Source organism: Xanthomonas sp. DAR33341 (assembly GCF_003992815.1).
In the GTDB taxonomy this organism is placed as follows: Bacteria; Pseudomonadota; Gammaproteobacteria; order Xanthomonadales; family Xanthomonadaceae; genus Xanthomonas; species Xanthomonas cissicola.
In genome coordinates this window covers 212,699-230,182 of sequence record NZ_QEYV01000034.1, presented here as the reverse complement: position 1 = coordinate 230,182, position 17,484 = coordinate 212,699, and the positions used below count along the sequence as shown (strand labels likewise).

Here is a 17,484-nt window from a genome sequence, read left to right as displayed (position 1 = left end):
CCGTCCACCTGCGCCGGTGCAGTCGCCTGTTCGCCCGTCGACGGCATGCTCACTTACGCTGCACTACCGTGCCGGCGTCATCCATCTGAGCCTTGCACATGCCTGTCAGCTATTCGATCAGCCTGCCCGATCCCAAGCTCGCCCGCGGTAGCGCGCCCTCGGTGAGCTTCACCGCCAATGGCGCCGAAGCCTTTGCCGAGCAACTGCAGGCGGCGCTGCGCGACCCGGCCTGGTTCGATCGTTGGCGCCAGCTGCAGGCTGACCCGGACGAGGTGGACCCCAGCCTGGGCATTACCGACCCGGCCGCCACGGTCACCGGCAAGCAGCACGATCTGCGCATCGACCTGGTCGCCACCACCAGTCTCCCGGGCGAGCTCTTCAAGCAGCGCATGCAGGCACTGGCTGGCTCGCACTGGCAAATGCGCGACGTTCGCTGAAGCTGCATCGCCACGCGCCCTGCGTGGCAGGCCGAGGTCATGCCGCCGTCCCTGCGCGGCGTGGCCATCGCCATTTCAGATTCACCGCCAGCGTGCCGACCACGATCAGCGTCAGCCCCAGCCACTGCACCGGTACCAAGGCGTGGCCGTAGAGCAGGTAATCCAGTAGCAGCGTGACCAACGGGTACACAAACGCCAACACGGCGATCGTGGCCACGTGCAGATGGCGATACGACGAATAGAACAGCACGTACACCACGCCGCTGTGGATCACGCCCAACCCGACCAGCCAGACCCAATGCAGCCCTGGATGCAGCGCTGCACTGCTGGAGAAGCCGGCCAACAGCAGCGGCCGACCCAGCACTGCACGGTCACGACCGCCAGCGGGCGCTCGCGGCTGATGCGACGCGACATCAGCAGCGATGCGCCGCACAGCAAGGCTGCCAGCAGGGTCAGCGCGATGCCGAGCAGATAGCCGCGATCGGCCGCCTGCCACAGCCGCGCCGGATCGGCGGAGCACGCCACCCCGACGAATGCCAGCAGCGTCCAGCCCAGATCCGCGCGCCGCGTACGCTCGCCCTGTAAGACCGCCGCCAGGATGAGCATGACGAACGGGAACACGTGATAAACCATCGTCGCCACGCCGATCGACGAGCGCGCCATGCCGGCGAACAATGCCACCCAGTTGAGCACCAGCAATACACCACTGATGGTCGCATCGCGCAGCAATGCGCGCTCGTGCCACAGACCCCGCAACTGGCCGCCGAACACACCGCACACGGTGAGAAACAGCGCACCGAACAGGCAGCGATAGAACACGGCGGTGACTGGATCCTGCCGGCTTTCATGCACGAACACACCGACCGAGCCGATCAGCACTTCGGCCACCAGCAATTGCCAGACGGCACGGCGCGCTACGCCGGTAGCAACGGCGACGGCCGCGCTCACAACGCGATCGTCCCATGCAGGTACTGCACCGCGCTGCCGCGCACATAGACATGCGGCCCCTCGACCCGACAGCCAAGCTCGCCGCCACGCGTTGAAGCTTGCAGCGCGGTCAGCTGCGCCTTGCCCAGGGTCTGCGCCCACAACGGCGCCAACGCCGCATGGATGGAGCCGGTCACCGGATCTTCGGCGCCGCCATTGGCCGGCCAGAAATAGCGCGATACGAAATCGTGGCCGCCGCCGGGCGCGGTCACCGCAACATCCCGCGGCGCCAACGCCAACATGCGCGTCAGATCCGGCACCACCTCGCGCACCTGGCGCTCGTCCGCGTACACCGCGATGTACGCCTGCCGGTTGGCGTAGACCGCCTGCGGCGCGATCGACAAGGCATCGAGCAGGGCCTGCGGTACCGCTGCCACCAAGGCCGGCGCCTGGTTCGGAAAGCGCATCTCGAAGCTGCCGTCGGCAAGCCGTTCCACACCCAGTTCGCCGACCGCGGCCGCACGCAAACGCAGCGGGAACGGTGCGAGTTGCTGGGTGGCGATCACGAACGCGCTGGCCAGCGTCGCGTGACCGCAGAAGCCGACCTCCTTCAGCGGCGAGAACCAGCGGATCGCGAACACGCCATCGGCATCGCGTACGAAGAATGCCGTCTCCGACAGGTTGTTTTCGCTGGCGATGGCCTGCATCAGCGCATCCGGCAACCAGGCCTGCAGCGGCACCACCGCAGCCGGATTGCCCTTGAAGCGGAGCGTGGTGAACGCATCGATGACGAACACGGAAAGCGGCATGACCGGCCTCGCACACAACGGGAACGCCGACACGCGGGCCGGCACAGCAGCAGTGTGCAGCGCTGCCCCCGACCAGTACAGATTCAGATACGCTACGAATCAACCAGTACAGATAAGGTGCCCTCAATGCTCTTGTACGAATCGCTCGCCATGCGGCTGCGCGAGCAGATCGAGCGTGGCACGTTGCGCGCCGGCGAGCGGCTGCCCTCGATCCGGCAGCTGGCCGCCAATCACGGCATCAGCGCGGCCACGGCGGTGCAGGCGTGTCTGCAACTCGAGCGCGAAGGACGCGTACAGGCGCGGCCGCGCGCGGGCTACTTCGTGCGCGCCACGGCCGTTGCATCGCCTGCCGCGCCACCTGCGCCGCGTCGACGCACGCCTGGTATGGTCGATCATCCGGCATTGCAGCGCGTGCTCGACACCGTGGCGCGCACCGACCTGTTGCCGCTGCACACCGCCACTCCTGCGCCGGCCCTGTTACCCGCCGCGCACCTGGCCGCCGCATTGTCGCGTCAGGTGCGGCGCCAGCGCACTGCCGCACTGGATTACGCGCCACCGCAAGGTCATGCCGCGCTGCGGCGGCAAATCGCACAACGCTACGCGCATTGCGCCACCAGCGTGGCTGCGGACGAAGTGGTAATCACCGCCGGCGCGATGGAGGCCATCAGCCTGGCATTGCGCACACTCACCATGCCCGGCGATGTCGTTCTGGTGGAAACTCCCACGTATCACGGCATTTTGCAGGCGATGGCCGCATTGCGTCTCAAGGTGCTGGAGGTGCCCAACCGCAGCGGCCAGGGGATCGATATCGCGCGCCTGGAGTCGCTACTGCAACGCACGAAGGTGCGCGCCGCCGTGCTGGTGCCCAATTTCAATAATCCCATTGGAAGCCTCACTCCCGACAGCGCCAAGCGCGCCCTGCTCGACAGCTGCGCGCGACATGGCACGGTGGTGATCGAAGACGATATCTACGGCGAGCTCGATTGGTCGGGTCAGCGCCCACGTCCGCTGCGCCACTTCGATACGCATGCCAACGTGATCACTTGCGGCTCGTTCTCCAAGGTGCTGGCCCCGGGCCTGCGCGTGGGCTGGTTGCTCGGAGGCGACTGGACCGACGCACTGGTGCGCGCCAAATATTTTTCCACAGTTGGCAGTGCCAGCCTGCCGCAACTGGCGCTGGCCGATTACCTGGCGCATCACGATCTGGAACGCCACCTGCGCAAGCTGCGGCGCACACTGGCCAACAACGGGCAACGCCTGCGCGATGCGATCGTGCGGTACTGGCCACACGGCACGCGCGTCGGCGACCCCGCTGGCGGATTGTCGCTCTGGCTGCAATTGCCCGCAGGCGGCAGCGGCCAGGCGTTGTTCGAAGCGGCACTGACCGAACGCATCGGCACCTCGCCAGGGCATTTGTATTCCAGCCGTGGCGACTACGCCGATCACCTGCGTCTGAGCTGCGGCCAGCCGTGGAGCGACACCCTGGAAGCGGCAATGCGCCGGCTGGGCAAACTGGCTACACGATGATCGCGTTGAAACGCCGCCCGCGGACGTTCACAGGCATCACGCAGATGGCTGGTTCGCACCGACACTGCGTTGTCCATCAAACTGCGTTTTCGATCAATACGCGACTGCTGCAAAGGGCCGCGCTCGGCGGACTGGCAGAACGACTGCGCTCGCCGCCAGGCGGCTGTGGCCGGCCCTCGGTGCGGCGTGCATCAAGCTTACATTCTGTCGCCCAAGCGCGGCCCATGCGGACGTAACGACGACTCGCAACGTTCTGGCAGCCGCTCCAAAACAGATCCACGTTGCAAAAACTCCTGGCATCCCAGCGCGCGCGATCGACGCTTTTGATCAGCGGCCACTGGCACGGCGTCGTTTCGCCAACCAGCACCGGCAACACAATGCCCGGCGTGATCATCGCAGCGAAACCCGGAGCCAGCAGTTCGGCGAACGCGGCGATGAGATAGCCCGGGTGCGGCAGCGTACAGGCGCAACCGATGTCTGTGTCATGCAACTCCCAGCTGCGCTGCGCGTCTTTAGGTCATGCACGCGAGCGCCTGCACTCACCCACGCACGGCCGCAGCGTGATACGCAATATGCTCGCCGATGAAGCTGGAAATGAAATAGTAGCTGTGGTCATAACCGGGCTGCAGCCGCACCGTCACCGGATAGCCCGCGGCCTTGGCGGCGCCTTCAAATAGCGCGGTTTTCAGCTGGTTTTGCAGAAATTCGTCCGCATCGCCCTGATCGATCAGCAGCGGCAAACGCTCCTGAGCGTCGGCAATCAATGCGGTGGCATCGTAGGCTTTCCAGGTCGCGCGGTCGTTGCCCAGATACTGGCCAAATGCTTTCTCGCCCCACGGCACCTGGCTGGGCGCCACGATCGGCGAAAACGCCGACACGCTGCGATAGCGGCCCGGGTTCTTCAGTGCGATGGTCAAGGCGCCGTGCCCACCCATCGAATGGCCACTGATCGCACGCGCACCGGTGGTGGCGAAAGTCGCTTCGATCAACGCCGGCAATTCGTTCACCACGTAATCGTACATGCGGTAATGCGCCGCCCATGGCGCTTGCGTGGCATCGACGTAGAAGCCGGCGCCCTTGCCGATGTCGTAACCGTCCGCATCCGCCACATCCTCGCCCCGTGGGCTGGTGTCGGGCGCAATTAGGATCACGCCATGTTCGGCCGCATAGCGCTGCGCGCCGGCCTTGCTGATGAAATTCTGTTCGGTGCAGGTCAAACCGCTCAACCAGTACAGCACCGGCAACGGGCCGTCCGCGGCTTGCGGCGGCAGGTAAACGCCCACCTGCATGCTGCAGTTCAAGGTGTGCGACTGATGCCGATAGACATCCTGCCAGCCGCCGAAGCAGGCGCGGTGTTCGATACGTTCCATGAGATTCCTTACGAAGAGAAAACCCTGCAGCCGGATCGCCGGTTGCAGGGTTGGACCATCAATGCAACAGACCCTTCTTGCGTGCCACATGGGCCGACAGGGCATCCATCAACGCTGGGGAGAGGCAGTCGTAGGGCGGCAACCCCAGTTCGGTCAGACGCGCGCGTACCTCATCCATCTGCTCCGGCGGCGTGCCGGTTTCGATGATCGACGAGACGAACGCGGCAAAGCCCGGTGCCGACCAGCCCTGTTGTTTCGACAACTCGGTGTGCACAAAATCCAGACCGTAGAACGCATGGTCCTTGTTTTCGATCCGCCCGTACAGGTGTACGCCGCAACCGGTGCACGCATGGCGCTGGATCGTCGCGCTTTCGTCGACGATCTTCAACTTTTCCTGGTGGGCGGTGACCTCGACGTTGTCGCGCGGAACCACCGCCACGACCGAGAACTTCGCGCCATCGGGTTTCCAGCATTTACTGCAACCGCAAGCATGGTTATGCGCGGTCTGCGCAGACACCTCGACGGTCACCTTGTCGCTGGCGCAGTGGCATTCAAGCGTGCCGCCTTGAAAATGTTCTGCACCATCTCGCGCAACACCATCATCTACCGAAGGATGAATCGACACGTTAGTCATTACGCTCCTCCCGGAGTGTCGGGTACCACGTGCGCGGAAGCGGCCGCGCGCCGCTCCTGGCCGCCTGGTCAGAAATGGATCACGGTGCGGATCGACTTGCCCTCGTGCATCAGGTGGAAGGCCTCGTTGATCTCTTCCAACGGCATGGTGTGGGTGATGAATGGGTCCAGGTCGATCTCGCCCTTCATCGACTGCTCCACCATGCCCGGCAATTGCGTACGTCCCTTGACGCCACCGAAGGCGCTGCCGCGCCATACGCGACCAGTCACCAGCTGGAAGGGACGCGTGCTGATTTCCTGGCCGGCGCCAGCCACGCCGATGATGACGCTCTCGCCCCAGCCCTTGTGGCAACACTCCAGCGCCGAACGCATCACATTGACGTTGCCGATGCATTCGAAGCTGAAGTCCACGCCGCCATCGGTCAACTCGACGATGACCTCCTGAATCGGCTTGTCGTAGTCCTTGGGGTTGATGCAGTCGGTGGCACCCATGCTGCGCGCCAGATCGAACTTGCCCGGATTGGTGTCGATGGCCAGGATGCGCCCAGCCTTGGCCTGTACCGCGCCCTGGATTACCGCAAGACCGATGCCGCCCAGGCCGAAAACGGCAACACTCTCGCCGGGCTTGACCTTGGCGGTGTTGTGCACCGCGCCGATACCGGTGGTGACGCCGCAGCCGAGCAGGCAGACCTTCTCCAGCGGTGCCTCCGGGTTGACCACGGCCAGCGAAATTTCCGGCACGACGGTGTATTCGCTGAAGGTGCTGCAGCCCATGTAGTGATAAATCGGCTCGCCGTTGTAGGAGAAGCGCGTGGTGCCGTCGGGCATCAGGCCCTTGCCCTGGGTGGCGCGCACGGCCTGGCACAGGTTGGTCTTGCCGGACAAACAGAATTTGCACTTGCGGCATTCGGCCGTGTACAGCGGGATCACGTGATCGCCGATCTTGACGCTGGTCACGCCTTCGCCGACCTGTTCGACGATGCCGCCGCCTTCATGCCCGAGCACCGACGGGAAGATGCCTTCCGGGTCGTCGCCAGACAGCGTGAAGGCATCGGTGTGGCACACGCCGGTGTGGGTGATGCGGACCAGCACTTCCCCGGCTTTCGGCGGCGCGACGTCGATTTCGACGATTTCCAGCGGCTTGCCGGGCCCAAATGCGACTGCTGCACGGGATTTCATGGGATGACGCTCCTGACGATGAGGTTCGAGGACGGGGGCGCGACCAGCGCCGACCCGGTGGGAGTTTTATTTGAGGTAGGACCGGACCAGACCGAGCAGGTCCTGCACCCGCTCGGCGCGTTGCGCATCGGATGCGGCGGCGTGCCCGAAATCTTCGCGGATATGCGCTTCAAGCACCTGCGACATCAGCCCGTTCACGGCACCCCGAATCGCGGCGATCTGCTGCAAGACCGGAGCGCAGTCTGCGCCCGCCTGCAGCGCCCGCTCCAGCGCGTCGCATTGCCCGCGCAACCGGCGCACGCGCGCCAGCGCTCGCTTTTTCTCGTGCGGCGAATGCGGCATGACGGCTCCAGCGAAATACTGGGGGGCAGTATATGGATTGTTTCGAAAAAAGCTATGCCCAGCGACCTGCTGACGGTCGTCTTGTTGAGCGCGATCACCGCCCCTCGTTGGCAGATGGGGGGATGCGCGAGTTGCGCGCTGTCAGCACATGGGTGAAGAGGCCACCTGTAGCCGCAGTGCAGCACGCACCACGCACGTTGCGCAGAGGTGGCGACACCTCGCACGCCGCAGACGCGCGAGATACCCAGCACAACGATGGCTGCGGGCCATGACCGCAACACCTGACCCTTCGATCATCCCTACCGTTGCCGACCGCCGACGTGGCGTCCCCGCATCAGCGCGGGGGCTGGAACGGCGGTAGCGGTAGCGGTGGCGGTGGCGGTGGCGGTGGCGGTGGCGGCGGCGGCGGCGGCGGCGGCGGCGGAGCAAATCCTGCGGCATCCAGGCATTCCGCCAGTAGGTCGGGCGGCAGGTCCGGCGAAGGCGCCTGCGGGAACGGCGCTGCGATGCCTTCGGCGGTAGCGCATGCCTGCAACGCTGCGTCGAATTCGGAATCGTCTGGCGGCAGGCCAGGCGGTCCATCTGCTGCATCCGGTGCGTCGAATGCGTCGCCATCGAAGGGCGGCGGCGGCGGTGGGACGCCCCTGTGCACCAGGCAGCCGTCGACGCTTTCCCGATCTTGCCGCTCCGGCGCAGCGCGGTGCGCGAGGTCGGCAGGCGGCGTTGGGACCACATCGTGTTCCGGCGCACAAGCCGGTACCGCATCGATGTTTCTTGCATCCGGCGGCGGCGGCGGCGGCTCACGATGCGCGTAGGGCACAGGCGCATGATGCGCAGCACCGCAGAAATTCGCACAACCTGCCAAGTTGAGCGCTGCGAATATTGCAGTGGTAACGATAACGCGTGGTGGTGCGTGGACCATCGTGATCTCCCTGGCTGGATGGCACATCTGCGCACGGCATGCAGACGGCGGACGCGGGCTGGGCCGCGCTCGTCCGGGAAGCGTTGCAGCTGACTGTGCTGCGCATTTGCCACCGCGCGCCGCGCGCCGGCGAGGATTGGCGCTTGCCGGCATGCGCAGCGCAGATGCAAGGTGCGTGCAACGCATGCTTCGGCTGACGCGTCGGAAGATGCAGCTGGTCCGACAATGGCGACGCAGATGCCGTCGCTGTCAGTTTTCGACGGCAGCCGGCGCCGCGGCGACCGCAGCGTCCACTGCATGCTCCGGTAGCGAGGCCAGCACCGCAGCGCGAAAGCGCGCGGCAAATGCCGCATCGTTGCCTTGGTAGAACGCGCGTGCGTTGGCCGACAACTGGTCCAGTTGGGCCTGTGGCAATGCCAGGGCGGTTTCCACTGCCTGTGCGATGCCTGCCGCGTCCACGTAGTAATACGATGCCAGACGGCGCTGACGCACCTCGGCCACCGGAATCAGCACCCCGTGTTCGGGCCTGATCAATTCATTCATCGGCTCGCCGTCGGTCGCCAGCGTCACCGCGCCCACGCTTAGCGCTTCCATCAGGTAATGCCCGAACCCTTCGGCCTCTGAGGGGCATAGATGGAACAGATGCGCGTTCTGCATGCGGCGCAGTTCGGCATCGTCCAGATACCCCACGCGGTGGTCGATGTTCGGGGCCACGACCGGTTTGCCGGCGGTACGCGGGTTCTGCACCACCGTCAGCAGCGGCCACTCCGGATGCCGCTGCCAGGTGTCCAGCAAGACGCGCGTGCCCTTGGCGGTACTGCGCCCGGCCAGGTGGAAGAAAGCGCGCTGACGAAACACGCGTGCGTCGTACCGATCCGGGCTGGTGAAGCCAATGAAGCGTGTGGCGCACCCGAGGCTGCGGAAGATTCGCTCGGCATGGTGGGTCTTGCACAGCACCGCATCGAAGCGCGGCAGCAATGGCAGCCACTTGGGCAGCAGCCACTCCGGGTTGGGCACCAGCAGGTTGATCTGCCCCAGCGGCAGGCAGCGCTTGTACACGCGCTCGGAAAAGATCTGCAGCGGCACCCGCCCGAACAGCATGCGGCTGGCCCACAGGCGCGCCTCGCGCCCAGTGTCGTGCAGGCGCTGACTGGTGAATCCCACTTCCTGCACCGGCACGCCGCCGGCGCGCAGCGTGTCGGCCATCAGCACCATGTCGCGGGTCAGCCCCACGCCGTTGTCGCGACTGATCACCCGCATCATTGGAAATGCCTTGTCATGCACGCACGCGCCAGTACAACGGCATAGTGTCGATGCCGTGGCTTCCTGCGCGATGTCTTGGTCTGTCATGGTGCGTTACACGTGTGCCAATGGTTGACAAATTCGATCATTATGATGCGTGCTCCAGCCCTGCAATTGCGAGCACCATGTATCCGGCAGCCACCACCTTGCGCGGGCCAAGCGCCGCGCCACAGACGATGATCCCTATGGACCTGCAACAACCCTGCGTTCTCGTGGTCGACGACGACCCGGACCTGCGCAAGCTGATCGGCGAATTTCTGAGCGCCCACGGCTACCAGGTGGATATGGCCGAAAACGTGGCGGAGATGCGCTCTGTCATGGCGCAGCGCCGCCCGGACCTCATCGTACTCGACGTGATGATGCCGGGAGAAGATGGGCTGAGTGCAGCGCGCGCCCTGGCCAGCGAGCGCGGTTCACCTGCGGTCATCATGCTCAGCGCGCTGGGTAACGACACCGACCGCATCATCGGCCTGGAAGTCGGCGCCGACGATTACCTCGCCAAGCCCTGCAATCCGCGCGAATTGCTGGCGCGTGTGCGCGCCCTGCTGCGGCGCAGCCAGGCCAGCAACGAACAGGCCGACCAGCGCGGAAACGTCTACGAATTCGCCGGCTGGCGGCTGGACGTGGTACGCCGCGACCTGCGCGACCCTACCGGCATCTTCATCAATCTGTCCGACGGCGAGTTCGCGCTGCTGCGCACCTTCGTCGAACACCCGCAGCGCGTGCTCAGCCGCGACCAGTTGCTGGACTACGCCCGTGGCCGCGACACCGACGTCTACGACCGCGCCATCGACAGCCAGATCAGCCGCCTGCGCCGCAAAATCAATGAGCGCGTCCATACCGAATTGATTCGCACCGTACGCAACGAGGGCTACATGCTGCTGCCGAGCGTCTCGCGCCTGTGAGCAAACCGGCACGGCGCGGGCTGTCGATCTTTGCGCGGACCTTTGTATTGTTGGCGGTGGCCCTGCTCACCGCCCAGGCGGTGGGCATCGCCCTGCTGGTGATGCGTACCCCCGTCTACGAGCCTCCCGTCCATCCGCCGGAAGTGGTGGCGCTGCTCTCCACCCGCATGCCGGCCGGGACCCAGACCCTGAAAGTGCATGAATCGGCGCAAGCCCCGGTGCCGCCGACAGGCCAGGTGCGCGACCCCTTCGCCGAAATGCTGCTTGCGCACTGGCTGGATGTGCCCGAACGCCAGGTGCGGTTCTATCGCAACGCCAATGATCGTGAAGGCCCGCAGCCAGGCATGCTGCCGCCGCAGCGTTGGTCCAACCGGGACCACGCCGGCGACGGCGGTGGCGGTGGCGGGGCGCACGAACGCCTGGGCACGCAACCTCTGCCGCCGTTTCCGGACGACTGGCCGCGCGACAGCCACCCCGCTGCGCTGTCCGGCGACGGGCTGCGGCCGGACGAGTTACCCGGCGCATGGGAAAGCGAGCGCCTGACCCCGGGCGTACCGCTGCTGGACGGGTTCACCGCCGCCCTGCAACAACCCGATGGCCGCTGGCGTACGGTGGAATCGCCGCGTCGACGCCTCTCGGGCGAGTTCAAGACCCATGTCGTGCTGCTGTTCCTGGCCGGCCTGCTGGCCAACGTGCCGCTGGCATGGTGGTTTTCGCGCGCGCTGTCGGCACCGATCAAGCGCTTTGCCGAGGCTGCCGACCGCCTGGGCCGTAATCCCGATGCCGCGGCCCTGCAACGCAGCGGCCCGCCGGAAATCGTGCGCGCGGCCGATTCGTTCAACGCGATGCAGGCGCGCCTGAACCGCCTGATCAACGAACGCACGCACATGGTCGCAGCGATCGCGCACGACTTGCGCACGCCGCTGGCGCGGCTGTCGTTTCGTCTGGATGGCCTGCAACCACCGCTGCGCGACAAGGCGCTGGCCGATATCAACGAGATGAAGGCGATGATTTCCGCAGCGCTGGACTTCATCCAGAACGACCGTCATCGCGGCGAACGCGCGCCGCTGGATCTGCGCTTGCTGGTGGAGAGCGTGGTCGACAACGCCACCGATATCGGCGCCGACGCCGAGCTGCTGCCCGGCCCGGAAATTACCCTGGACGGCGACCCGCTGGCATTGCGCCGCGCCGTCATGAATCTGCTCGAAAACGCGTTGAAATACGGCAAGCGCGCCCGTCTGCAACTGCAGCGCGACGGCGAGGACGGCGTGTTGTGGATCGACGACGACGGCCCCGGCATCGATCCCACCCAGCGCGAACAATTGTTGCTGCCGTTCGTGCGTGGCGAGTCCTCGCGCAATCGCGACACCGGCGGCATCGGGCTGGGCCTGTCGGTGGCGCACAGCATCGTGCTGGCGCACGGCGGCGACCTACGTCTGGACAATCGGCCGCATGGCGGATTGCGCGTGACCGTACGACTGCCCTGCATGCCGGAGCGACGCTGACCTGAGATGGAGTGCGGCCTGCCGAGCCGCGCAAGCGGCAGCTGTGCTGATACGACCCGACACAGCTGTTCCGGCACTAGCCTTGCGCGTGGGGCTACATCGGCTGACGCGGCGACACCGGCGCCGCCAGCCATCACCGACGCCCACCGGACCGCCAGCGCCAACACGCGCTGGCAACCGGCCAAGGCGCGCTCAGTAAGCGAACTCGCGGAACACGCGGTCGATATCGCCGTTCCATGCGCCGTGATACAGCGCCAGCTTGCGTTCGGCAGCGGTGACGCCGCTTTCGGCGATCTCGGCGATCACATCCAGAAAGCCGGTTTCGTCCTGCCCGTCGCGATTCAGGCGTGCGCGGCGACGCAGGCCTTCGCGCGCGATGTTGACCGCCTCCACTGCCAGATCGCGCGCGGTGCCATTGCGGAACGGCAGGCCCAGCGCATGCTTGGGCACGCCGTCGCGCAGCGCGTGCCGCTCGGTCGGGCTGAAATCCTTGACCAGGTCCCAGGCCGCATCCAGCGCGGTCTGGTCGTACAGCAGGCCGACCCAGAACGCCGACAACGCGCACAACCGATCCCAGGGGCCGGCATCGGCACCGCGCATTTCCAGATACTTCTTCAAACGCACTTCCGGAAATGCGGTGGTCATGTGGTCGGACCAATCGCGCAATGTCGGCAACGCGCCCGGCAGCGCAGGCAGCTTGCCCTGCATGAAATCGCGGAAGCTCTGCCCGCTGGCGTCGTGATACACGCCATCGCGGTAGGAAAAATACATCGGCACATCGAGCAGGTAATCGACGTAGCGGTCGTAGCCGAAGCCGTCTTCGAACACGAAATCCAGCATGCCGGTGCGATCGCCGTCGGTGTCGGTCCAGATGTGCGAGCGGTAGCTGAGATAGCCGTTCGGCTTGCCTTCGGTGAACGGCGAATCGGCGAACAACGCGGTGGCGATCGGCTGCAGCGCCAGCGACACGCGGAACTTCTTCACCATGTCCGCTTCGGTGGCGTAATCCAGGTTGACCTGCACCGTGCAGGTGCGCGTCATCATGTCCAGGCCGAGCGAGCCGACCTTGGGCATGTAGTTCTTCATGATCTGGTAGCGGCCCTTGGGCATCCACGGCATCTGGTCGCGACGCCACTTGGGCTGGAAGCCCATGCCCAGAAAGCCCAGCTGCAATTCGCCGGCGACCTGCGCCACTTCGTCCAGATGGGTACCGGCTTCCACGCACGTATGGTGCAGGGTTTCCACCGCCGCGCCGGAGAGCTCCAGCTGTCCGGCCGGCTCCAGCGTGACCGATGCGCCGTCGCGCAGCAGCGCGATGGTGCGGCCGTTTTCCTGGACCGGCTCCCAGCCGAAACGGGTCAGACCGGTCAGCAAGGCCTCGATACCGCGTGCACCGTCGAAAGTGGGCGCACGCAGGTCATCCAACTGGAAGCCGAACTTCTCGTGCTCGGTGCCGATCCGCCAGTCCGCACTCGGCTTCTCGCCGGAAGCCAGCACCTGGGCCAGCTCCGCACGTTCGGTGATCGGCGTTTCGGCAACGTGGCTAGGACTCGACAAGGGCAGGCTCGCAAACGAAAGGGGTGGGACGATGTGGGGATACTCCCCTGCCACCGCAAGGCCCGCACTATAACCCGCAGGGCATGGAAAGAATTGCCGCCATCGGCCACGTCTGAGATTTCCATCCATGCGCACTGGGTCGCCGACGCCGCAGCAGGCACGGGCGCGACCGCACCGCCCGATGTCGGGCGTCGCCTCGGGCTGCAGCACGCAGGCATCCACCGGCAGGAGATGCACCAGGTTCGCCCCCGGCCGCGCACCCGCAATCCTGTAGCATCGCCCAGCCATGACCGCTGCACCCACACCCACACCCACACCCACCGACACCCTGCTCGCGCAGATGACCAGCCTGATGCACTGCGAGCGCGCAGAAGGCTTCGCCTGCGTGAGCGCGCGGCGCGAACATGGGGCCCGTTCGGTGGATCTGATCCAGCCGCAGTTCGCGATTCTGCTGCAAGGCCGCCAGCAGGTGAGCAGCGCGACGCAATCGCTGCAGCTGCTGCCGGGCGATCTGTTTCTGGCGACGCGCCGTTGCCGGATCGATGTGATCAATACGCCCGACCCGCAGACCGGGCTCTACATGAGCGCGGTGGTCCCTCTCTGCGAAGAGGCGCTGGCCGCTGCGCGCGCCTTATGGACCGAGCCGCTGCCTGAGGCCGGCGCCGACATTGCACGGTTGCCGGCGATCGATTTCGAGTTGGCGCTGCGGCAATGGCGCGATGCGCTGCAACACGGTCTGTACACCGAAGCACGCCTGGCGTTGGCCGCATTGGTCGTCAATGTCTGTCGTCGCGGCCACGGCGGCCTGCTGCTGCCGCCGGCACCAGGCATCGCCGAGCAGGTACGCGCGCTGATCGCCGCGCAACCGCAGCGGGGGTGGCGCTCGCGCGATATCGAAGACCGCCTGGGCATCAGTGGCGCCACCTTGCGCCGCCATCTGGCCGCCGAACAACGCTCGCTGCGCGAACTGATCACCGACGCGCGACTGGCGCACGCGATGGGCCTGCTCTACAGCACGCGCTGGCCGCTCAAGACCGTGGCCGCGCGTGCCGGCTATCGCTCTACCCGCAGCTTCAGTCAGCGATTCCAGCAGCGTTACGGACTGGATCCTGCCAGCATCGGCAATAGCCGCTAGATCGCCGGAGCGAGCGCTTCGCGCAGCACAATGAGCGAAGCGCGCAGCTCGCTGGCGCCAACATGGCGACATCGCGGCGGTTGCCGCCTGCTCTGGAGTTGCTCATGTCCGTTTCCGCCCTGCGTGGGCTGGCGCCGCTGGTACTCGCCGTCAGCGCCACGCTCGCACACGCCGCTGCGCCCACCTCCCCCCACGCACAGGTTCCCGGCTTTTACCTGCAGCGTATCGGCAGCCTACGCGTGGCCGCCTTGTTCGACGGTCGCGTGGCATTGACGCGGCAAGAGCTGACGAATGTGGACCCGGCCGAGCGCGACCGTCTGCTCGCGCACGCTTACGTACCCGAAGACGAGAACGGCGTGCAGACTGCCGTCAACGCATACCTGATCCAGGATGGCAGCCACCTCAGCCTGGTCGACACCGGCACCGCGCAGTGCATGGGGCCCGGCCTGGGTCAGGTGCTGAGTCACTTGCGCGCGGCCGGTTACGACCCTGCCCAGGTCGACGATGTGTTGCTGACCCATGCGCATCCGGATCACCTGTGCGGCCTGCTCGATGCGCACGGCGCACCGGCGTTTCCCAACGCCACGGTGTGGCTGTCCGACGCCGATGCCGCGTACTGGCTGGATCCCGCTTCGGAGGCCGATGCCATGCCGATGGTGCGGTTCGCCTTCCCGTTGGCGCGTGCCGCGGTGGCGCCTTATCTGGCGCAGGGTCGGCTGCGCCGTTTCCAGCCGGGCAAGACCGCCTTGCCGGCCGGCATCACGGCCCTGGACAGCCGGGGTCACACGCCCGGCCACGTGTCCTATCGCTTCGACGGCGGCGCCGGCAACACACTGCTGGTGTGGGGCGATGTCCTGCACTATCACGCCGTGCAGTTTGCCCAGCCGGACGCGTCGTTCGAGGCCGACAGCGATCGCACCCAGGCCATCGCCTCACGCCGTCGCCTGCTGGTGCAGGCAGCCGACGGCCGCTGGTGGGTGGCCGGCGCGCATCTGCCATTTCCCGGTCTGGGTCATGTGCGCCGCGAGGGCAACGCGTTCGCCTGGGTGCCGACCGAATTCGGCCCGGTGCCGGCGACGCCTTGAAGGAGGTCGCCAGCGCAGATCGCATCGCCGCCCGATGCGCTGCGACAACCGGCGCGCAGACCGCGCCGGCACGAGGATCGAGCCGGTTCAGCGCATGAGAACCTGGCCGGCGACCGGTCGCAAGACGAACCAGTCGCGGCAGCCCGCTCCCTAGGCGCAACCCGGCCCCTGTGCCCACCGATGCCGCATCTGAAAACGACGAGCCCTGGCTCGCCGTCCTGAACTGCCCGCCGGGACGGGCGTCATGGCGCCTGGCCCGGTTCACCCTCCGCTGCAGGCGGTGCACCATCCAGGCCCAGCCAGCCACCGACGATCCCGCGCAGTTCGTCCACGCCCTGGCGCGATTCGCCCGAGTAGGTCTGCACGGTCACGCTGTCGCCAAAGCGCGAGGTCACTTCTTTCTTGACCTTCTGCAGGGTCTGCATCTGCTGGCCACGGCCGAGCTTGTCGGCCTTGGTCAGCAAGCCGTGCGCGGGCAGGCCGCGCTCGGCGGCGTAACCGAGCATCTGCAGGTCGTAATCCTTCAGTGGGTGGCGGATATCCATCACCACCACCAGCCCGCGCAAGGCCTCGCGGGTGCGGAAATAGCGCTCGATGAAGGCCTGCCAGTGCGCCTGCAGGTCCTGCGGCACCTTGGCATAGCCATAGCCGGGCAGGTCCACCAGGTAGCGCTCGGGCTGGATCTGGAAGAACACCAGCTGCTGGGTGCGGCCGGGCGTCTTGGACACGCGCGCCAGCGCGTTCTGGCGGGTCAGCGCATTGAGCGCGCTGGATTTTCCGGCGTTGGAGCGGCCGGCAAAGGCCACCTCGTAGCCGCCATCGTCGGGCAATTGCCGGGCGTTGTGGGCGGACAGGTGGTAGCGGGCTTGTTCGATAAGGAGCGACATCCCCTTAGGATCGCACGTTCGGGCCTGGCCGTTTTGCTGCACTGTTCGTTGACCCTGGCGCAAAGGCGTGTCGATAATCGAAGCACGCCTGCCACTGCCAGTACCCAACGCGCGCGGGCCGGGTCCATACGGAGCTTTAGCTGATGCGCCATGCTCGTGTGCTAGTCCTCGCCGCCCTCGCCGTCCCGGTCATTGCGGCCGTGGCGTTTGCGCAATCGGCAGTCACGCCGATCCCCGATCCGCCGCCGGTGCGCGTTGCGCCGCTGGAGGTGGACCTGACCAAGACCACCTGGGGAGATGCCAAGGCCGGCCAGACCAAGGCGGCTGCCTGCGCAGCCTGCCATGGGCCGGACGGCAATCCGGCAGTGGCGATGTACCCGCGCATTGCCGGGCAAACCGAGCGCTACGTCGCGCATCAGGTGGCGCTGATTGCCAGCGGCGAGCGTAATACCGGCATGTCGGCGGTGATGGTGCCCTTCGTCAAGGACCTCACCGCCCAGGACATGCGCGATCTGGGCGCCTATTTCGCCACCCAGAAGGCCTCTGCCGGTGTCGCCGACGACGCGGCGATCGCCGAGGGCCCCTACCAGGGCATGAAGTTCTACGAGGTCGGCGAAAAGCTCTACCGCGGCGGCGACATCGCCCGCGGTGTGCCGGCCTGCATGGCCTGCCATGGGCCGTCCGGCAGCGGCAATCCGGGCCCGGCCTATCCGCGCCTGGGTGGACAGCACGCCGAGTACGTGGCGCGGCGCCTGAAGGAATACCAGGCCGGCACCACCCAGGAGCGCAATCCAGCGCTGTTCAATATCATGGCGCAGGTGGCGCATCCGCTGACCGAGCAGGAGATCCAGGCGCTGGCCAGCTACCTGCAAGGCCTGCATGATCGTGCCGACGACGCGGCAGCGGCGCAGCCGCCTGCAGGAGCGCCCGCACGTTCGTGAGCTGATCCCTGCCGTCGCCAC

At 66.4% G+C, this 17,484-nt stretch carries 17 protein-coding genes and 1 pseudogene; 7 read left to right on the top strand and 11 right to left on the bottom strand.

Annotation, left to right across the window (positions count from 1 at the left end):
- Positions 1-98: 98 nt before the first annotated feature.
- The gene (locus EO156_RS17245) at positions 99-437 is read left to right on the top strand and encodes a hypothetical protein (protein ID WP_005925258.1); all 339 of its coding nucleotides are present in this window, start codon (positions 99-101) and stop codon (positions 435-437) included.
- Positions 438-474: 37 nt separating this feature from the next.
- Here the strand turns inward: EO156_RS17245 and EO156_RS17240 are convergent.
- Both EO156_RS17240 and EO156_RS17235 read right to left on the bottom strand, forming a co-directional pair.
- A pseudogene (locus EO156_RS17240) lies at positions 475-1,385 on the bottom strand (DMT family transporter).
- Positions 1,382-2,173, bottom strand: coding sequence for a PhzF family phenazine biosynthesis protein (locus tag EO156_RS17235; RefSeq protein ID WP_003490299.1), 792 nt, complete (start codon positions 2,171-2,173; stop codon positions 1,382-1,384). Before EO156_RS17235 ends, EO156_RS17240 begins: the two are co-directional and overlap by 4 nt.
- A 126-nt stretch (positions 2,174-2,299) precedes the next feature.
- On the opposite strand from EO156_RS17235, the gene EO156_RS17230 reads away from it, so the two are divergent.
- Positions 2,300-3,700 (top strand): PLP-dependent aminotransferase family protein, encoded by a 1,401-nt coding sequence (locus EO156_RS17230; RefSeq protein ID WP_029828068.1) that lies wholly within the window; start codon positions 2,300-2,302, stop codon positions 3,698-3,700.
- A gap of 76 nt (positions 3,701-3,776) precedes the next feature.
- Here EO156_RS17230 and EO156_RS17225 read toward each other — a convergent pair whose 3' ends face one another.
- The 7 genes from EO156_RS17225 to EO156_RS17195 all read right to left on the bottom strand — a co-directional run bounded on the left by EO156_RS17225 (position 3,777) and on the right by EO156_RS17195 (position 9,496).
- Positions 3,777-4,190 (bottom strand): hypothetical protein, encoded by a 414-nt coding sequence (locus tag EO156_RS17225; protein WP_016850123.1) that lies wholly within the window; start codon positions 4,188-4,190, stop codon positions 3,777-3,779.
- Between the two features lie 49 nt (positions 4,191-4,239).
- A complete protein-coding gene (gene fghA, locus EO156_RS17220; protein WP_016850124.1) occupies positions 4,240-5,070 on the bottom strand; it encodes an S-formylglutathione hydrolase in 831 nt (276 codons plus the stop codon).
- A gap of 58 nt (positions 5,071-5,128) precedes the next feature.
- A complete protein-coding gene (gene gfa, locus EO156_RS17215) occupies positions 5,129-5,704 on the bottom strand; it encodes an S-(hydroxymethyl)glutathione synthase (RefSeq protein WP_005911015.1) in 576 nt (191 codons plus the stop codon).
- Positions 5,705-5,772: 68 nt separating this feature from the next.
- Positions 5,773-6,882 (bottom strand): S-(hydroxymethyl)glutathione dehydrogenase/class III alcohol dehydrogenase, encoded by a 1,110-nt coding sequence (locus tag EO156_RS17210; protein WP_003482588.1) that lies wholly within the window; start codon positions 6,880-6,882, stop codon positions 5,773-5,775.
- Positions 6,883-6,948: 66 nt separating this feature from the next.
- The gene (locus EO156_RS17205) at positions 6,949-7,224 is read right to left on the bottom strand and encodes a metal/formaldehyde-sensitive transcriptional repressor (protein ID WP_005911021.1); all 276 of its coding nucleotides are present in this window, start codon (positions 7,222-7,224) and stop codon (positions 6,949-6,951) included.
- A 334-nt stretch (positions 7,225-7,558) separates the two neighbouring features.
- Positions 7,559-7,957: a hypothetical protein gene (locus tag EO156_RS17200; protein ID WP_033482916.1), complete on the bottom strand. Its 399-nt coding sequence runs from the start codon at positions 7,955-7,957 to the stop codon at positions 7,559-7,561.
- Positions 7,958-8,395: 438 nt separating this feature from the next.
- Positions 8,396-9,496 carry a glycosyltransferase gene (locus EO156_RS17195; RefSeq protein WP_005925236.1) on the bottom strand — a complete coding sequence of 367 codons (1,101 nt, stop codon included), beginning with the start codon at positions 9,494-9,496 and terminating at the stop codon, positions 8,396-8,398.
- Between the two features lie 137 nt (positions 9,497-9,633).
- Between EO156_RS17195 and EO156_RS17190 the strand changes: the two genes are divergently transcribed.
- Both EO156_RS17190 and EO156_RS17185 read left to right on the top strand, forming a co-directional pair.
- The gene (locus tag EO156_RS17190; protein WP_011050505.1) at positions 9,634-10,353 is read left to right on the top strand and encodes a response regulator transcription factor; all 720 of its coding nucleotides are present in this window, start codon (positions 9,634-9,636) and stop codon (positions 10,351-10,353) included.
- Entirely contained in the window at positions 10,350-11,858 is a 1,509-nt protein-coding gene (locus tag EO156_RS17185; protein ID WP_029996013.1) for an ATP-binding protein, read from the top strand. Before EO156_RS17190 ends, EO156_RS17185 begins: the two co-directional genes overlap by 4 nt.
- Before the next feature lie 192 nt (positions 11,859-12,050).
- Here EO156_RS17185 and EO156_RS17180 read toward each other — a convergent pair whose 3' ends face one another.
- The gene (locus EO156_RS17180) at positions 12,051-13,415 is read right to left on the bottom strand and encodes a glutamate--cysteine ligase (RefSeq protein ID WP_016850319.1); all 1,365 of its coding nucleotides are present in this window, start codon (positions 13,413-13,415) and stop codon (positions 12,051-12,053) included.
- Positions 13,416-13,701: 286 nt separating this feature from the next.
- Here EO156_RS17180 and EO156_RS17170 point away from each other — a divergent pair, with 286 nt between their 5' ends.
- A complete protein-coding gene (locus EO156_RS17170) occupies positions 13,702-14,550 on the top strand; it encodes a helix-turn-helix transcriptional regulator (RefSeq protein WP_016850320.1) in 849 nt (282 codons plus the stop codon).
- 104 nt (positions 14,551-14,654) lie between these two features.
- Complete coding sequence (locus EO156_RS17165) at positions 14,655-15,635, top strand: MBL fold metallo-hydrolase (RefSeq protein WP_015472584.1); 981 nt, start codon at positions 14,655-14,657, stop codon at positions 15,633-15,635.
- Positions 15,636-15,877: 242 nt separating this feature from the next.
- On the opposite strand, the gene yihA is transcribed toward EO156_RS17165, so the two are convergent.
- Positions 15,878-16,522, bottom strand: a complete 645-nt coding sequence (yihA, locus tag EO156_RS17160; RefSeq protein WP_016850321.1) for a ribosome biogenesis GTP-binding protein YihA/YsxC — start codon at positions 16,520-16,522, stop codon at positions 15,878-15,880.
- Between the two features lie 143 nt (positions 16,523-16,665).
- On the opposite strand from yihA, the gene EO156_RS17155 reads away from it, so the two are divergent.
- Positions 16,666-17,463, top strand: a complete 798-nt coding sequence (locus tag EO156_RS17155; protein WP_016850322.1) for a c-type cytochrome — start codon at positions 16,666-16,668, stop codon at positions 17,461-17,463.
- Positions 17,464-17,484 lie beyond the last annotated feature (21 nt).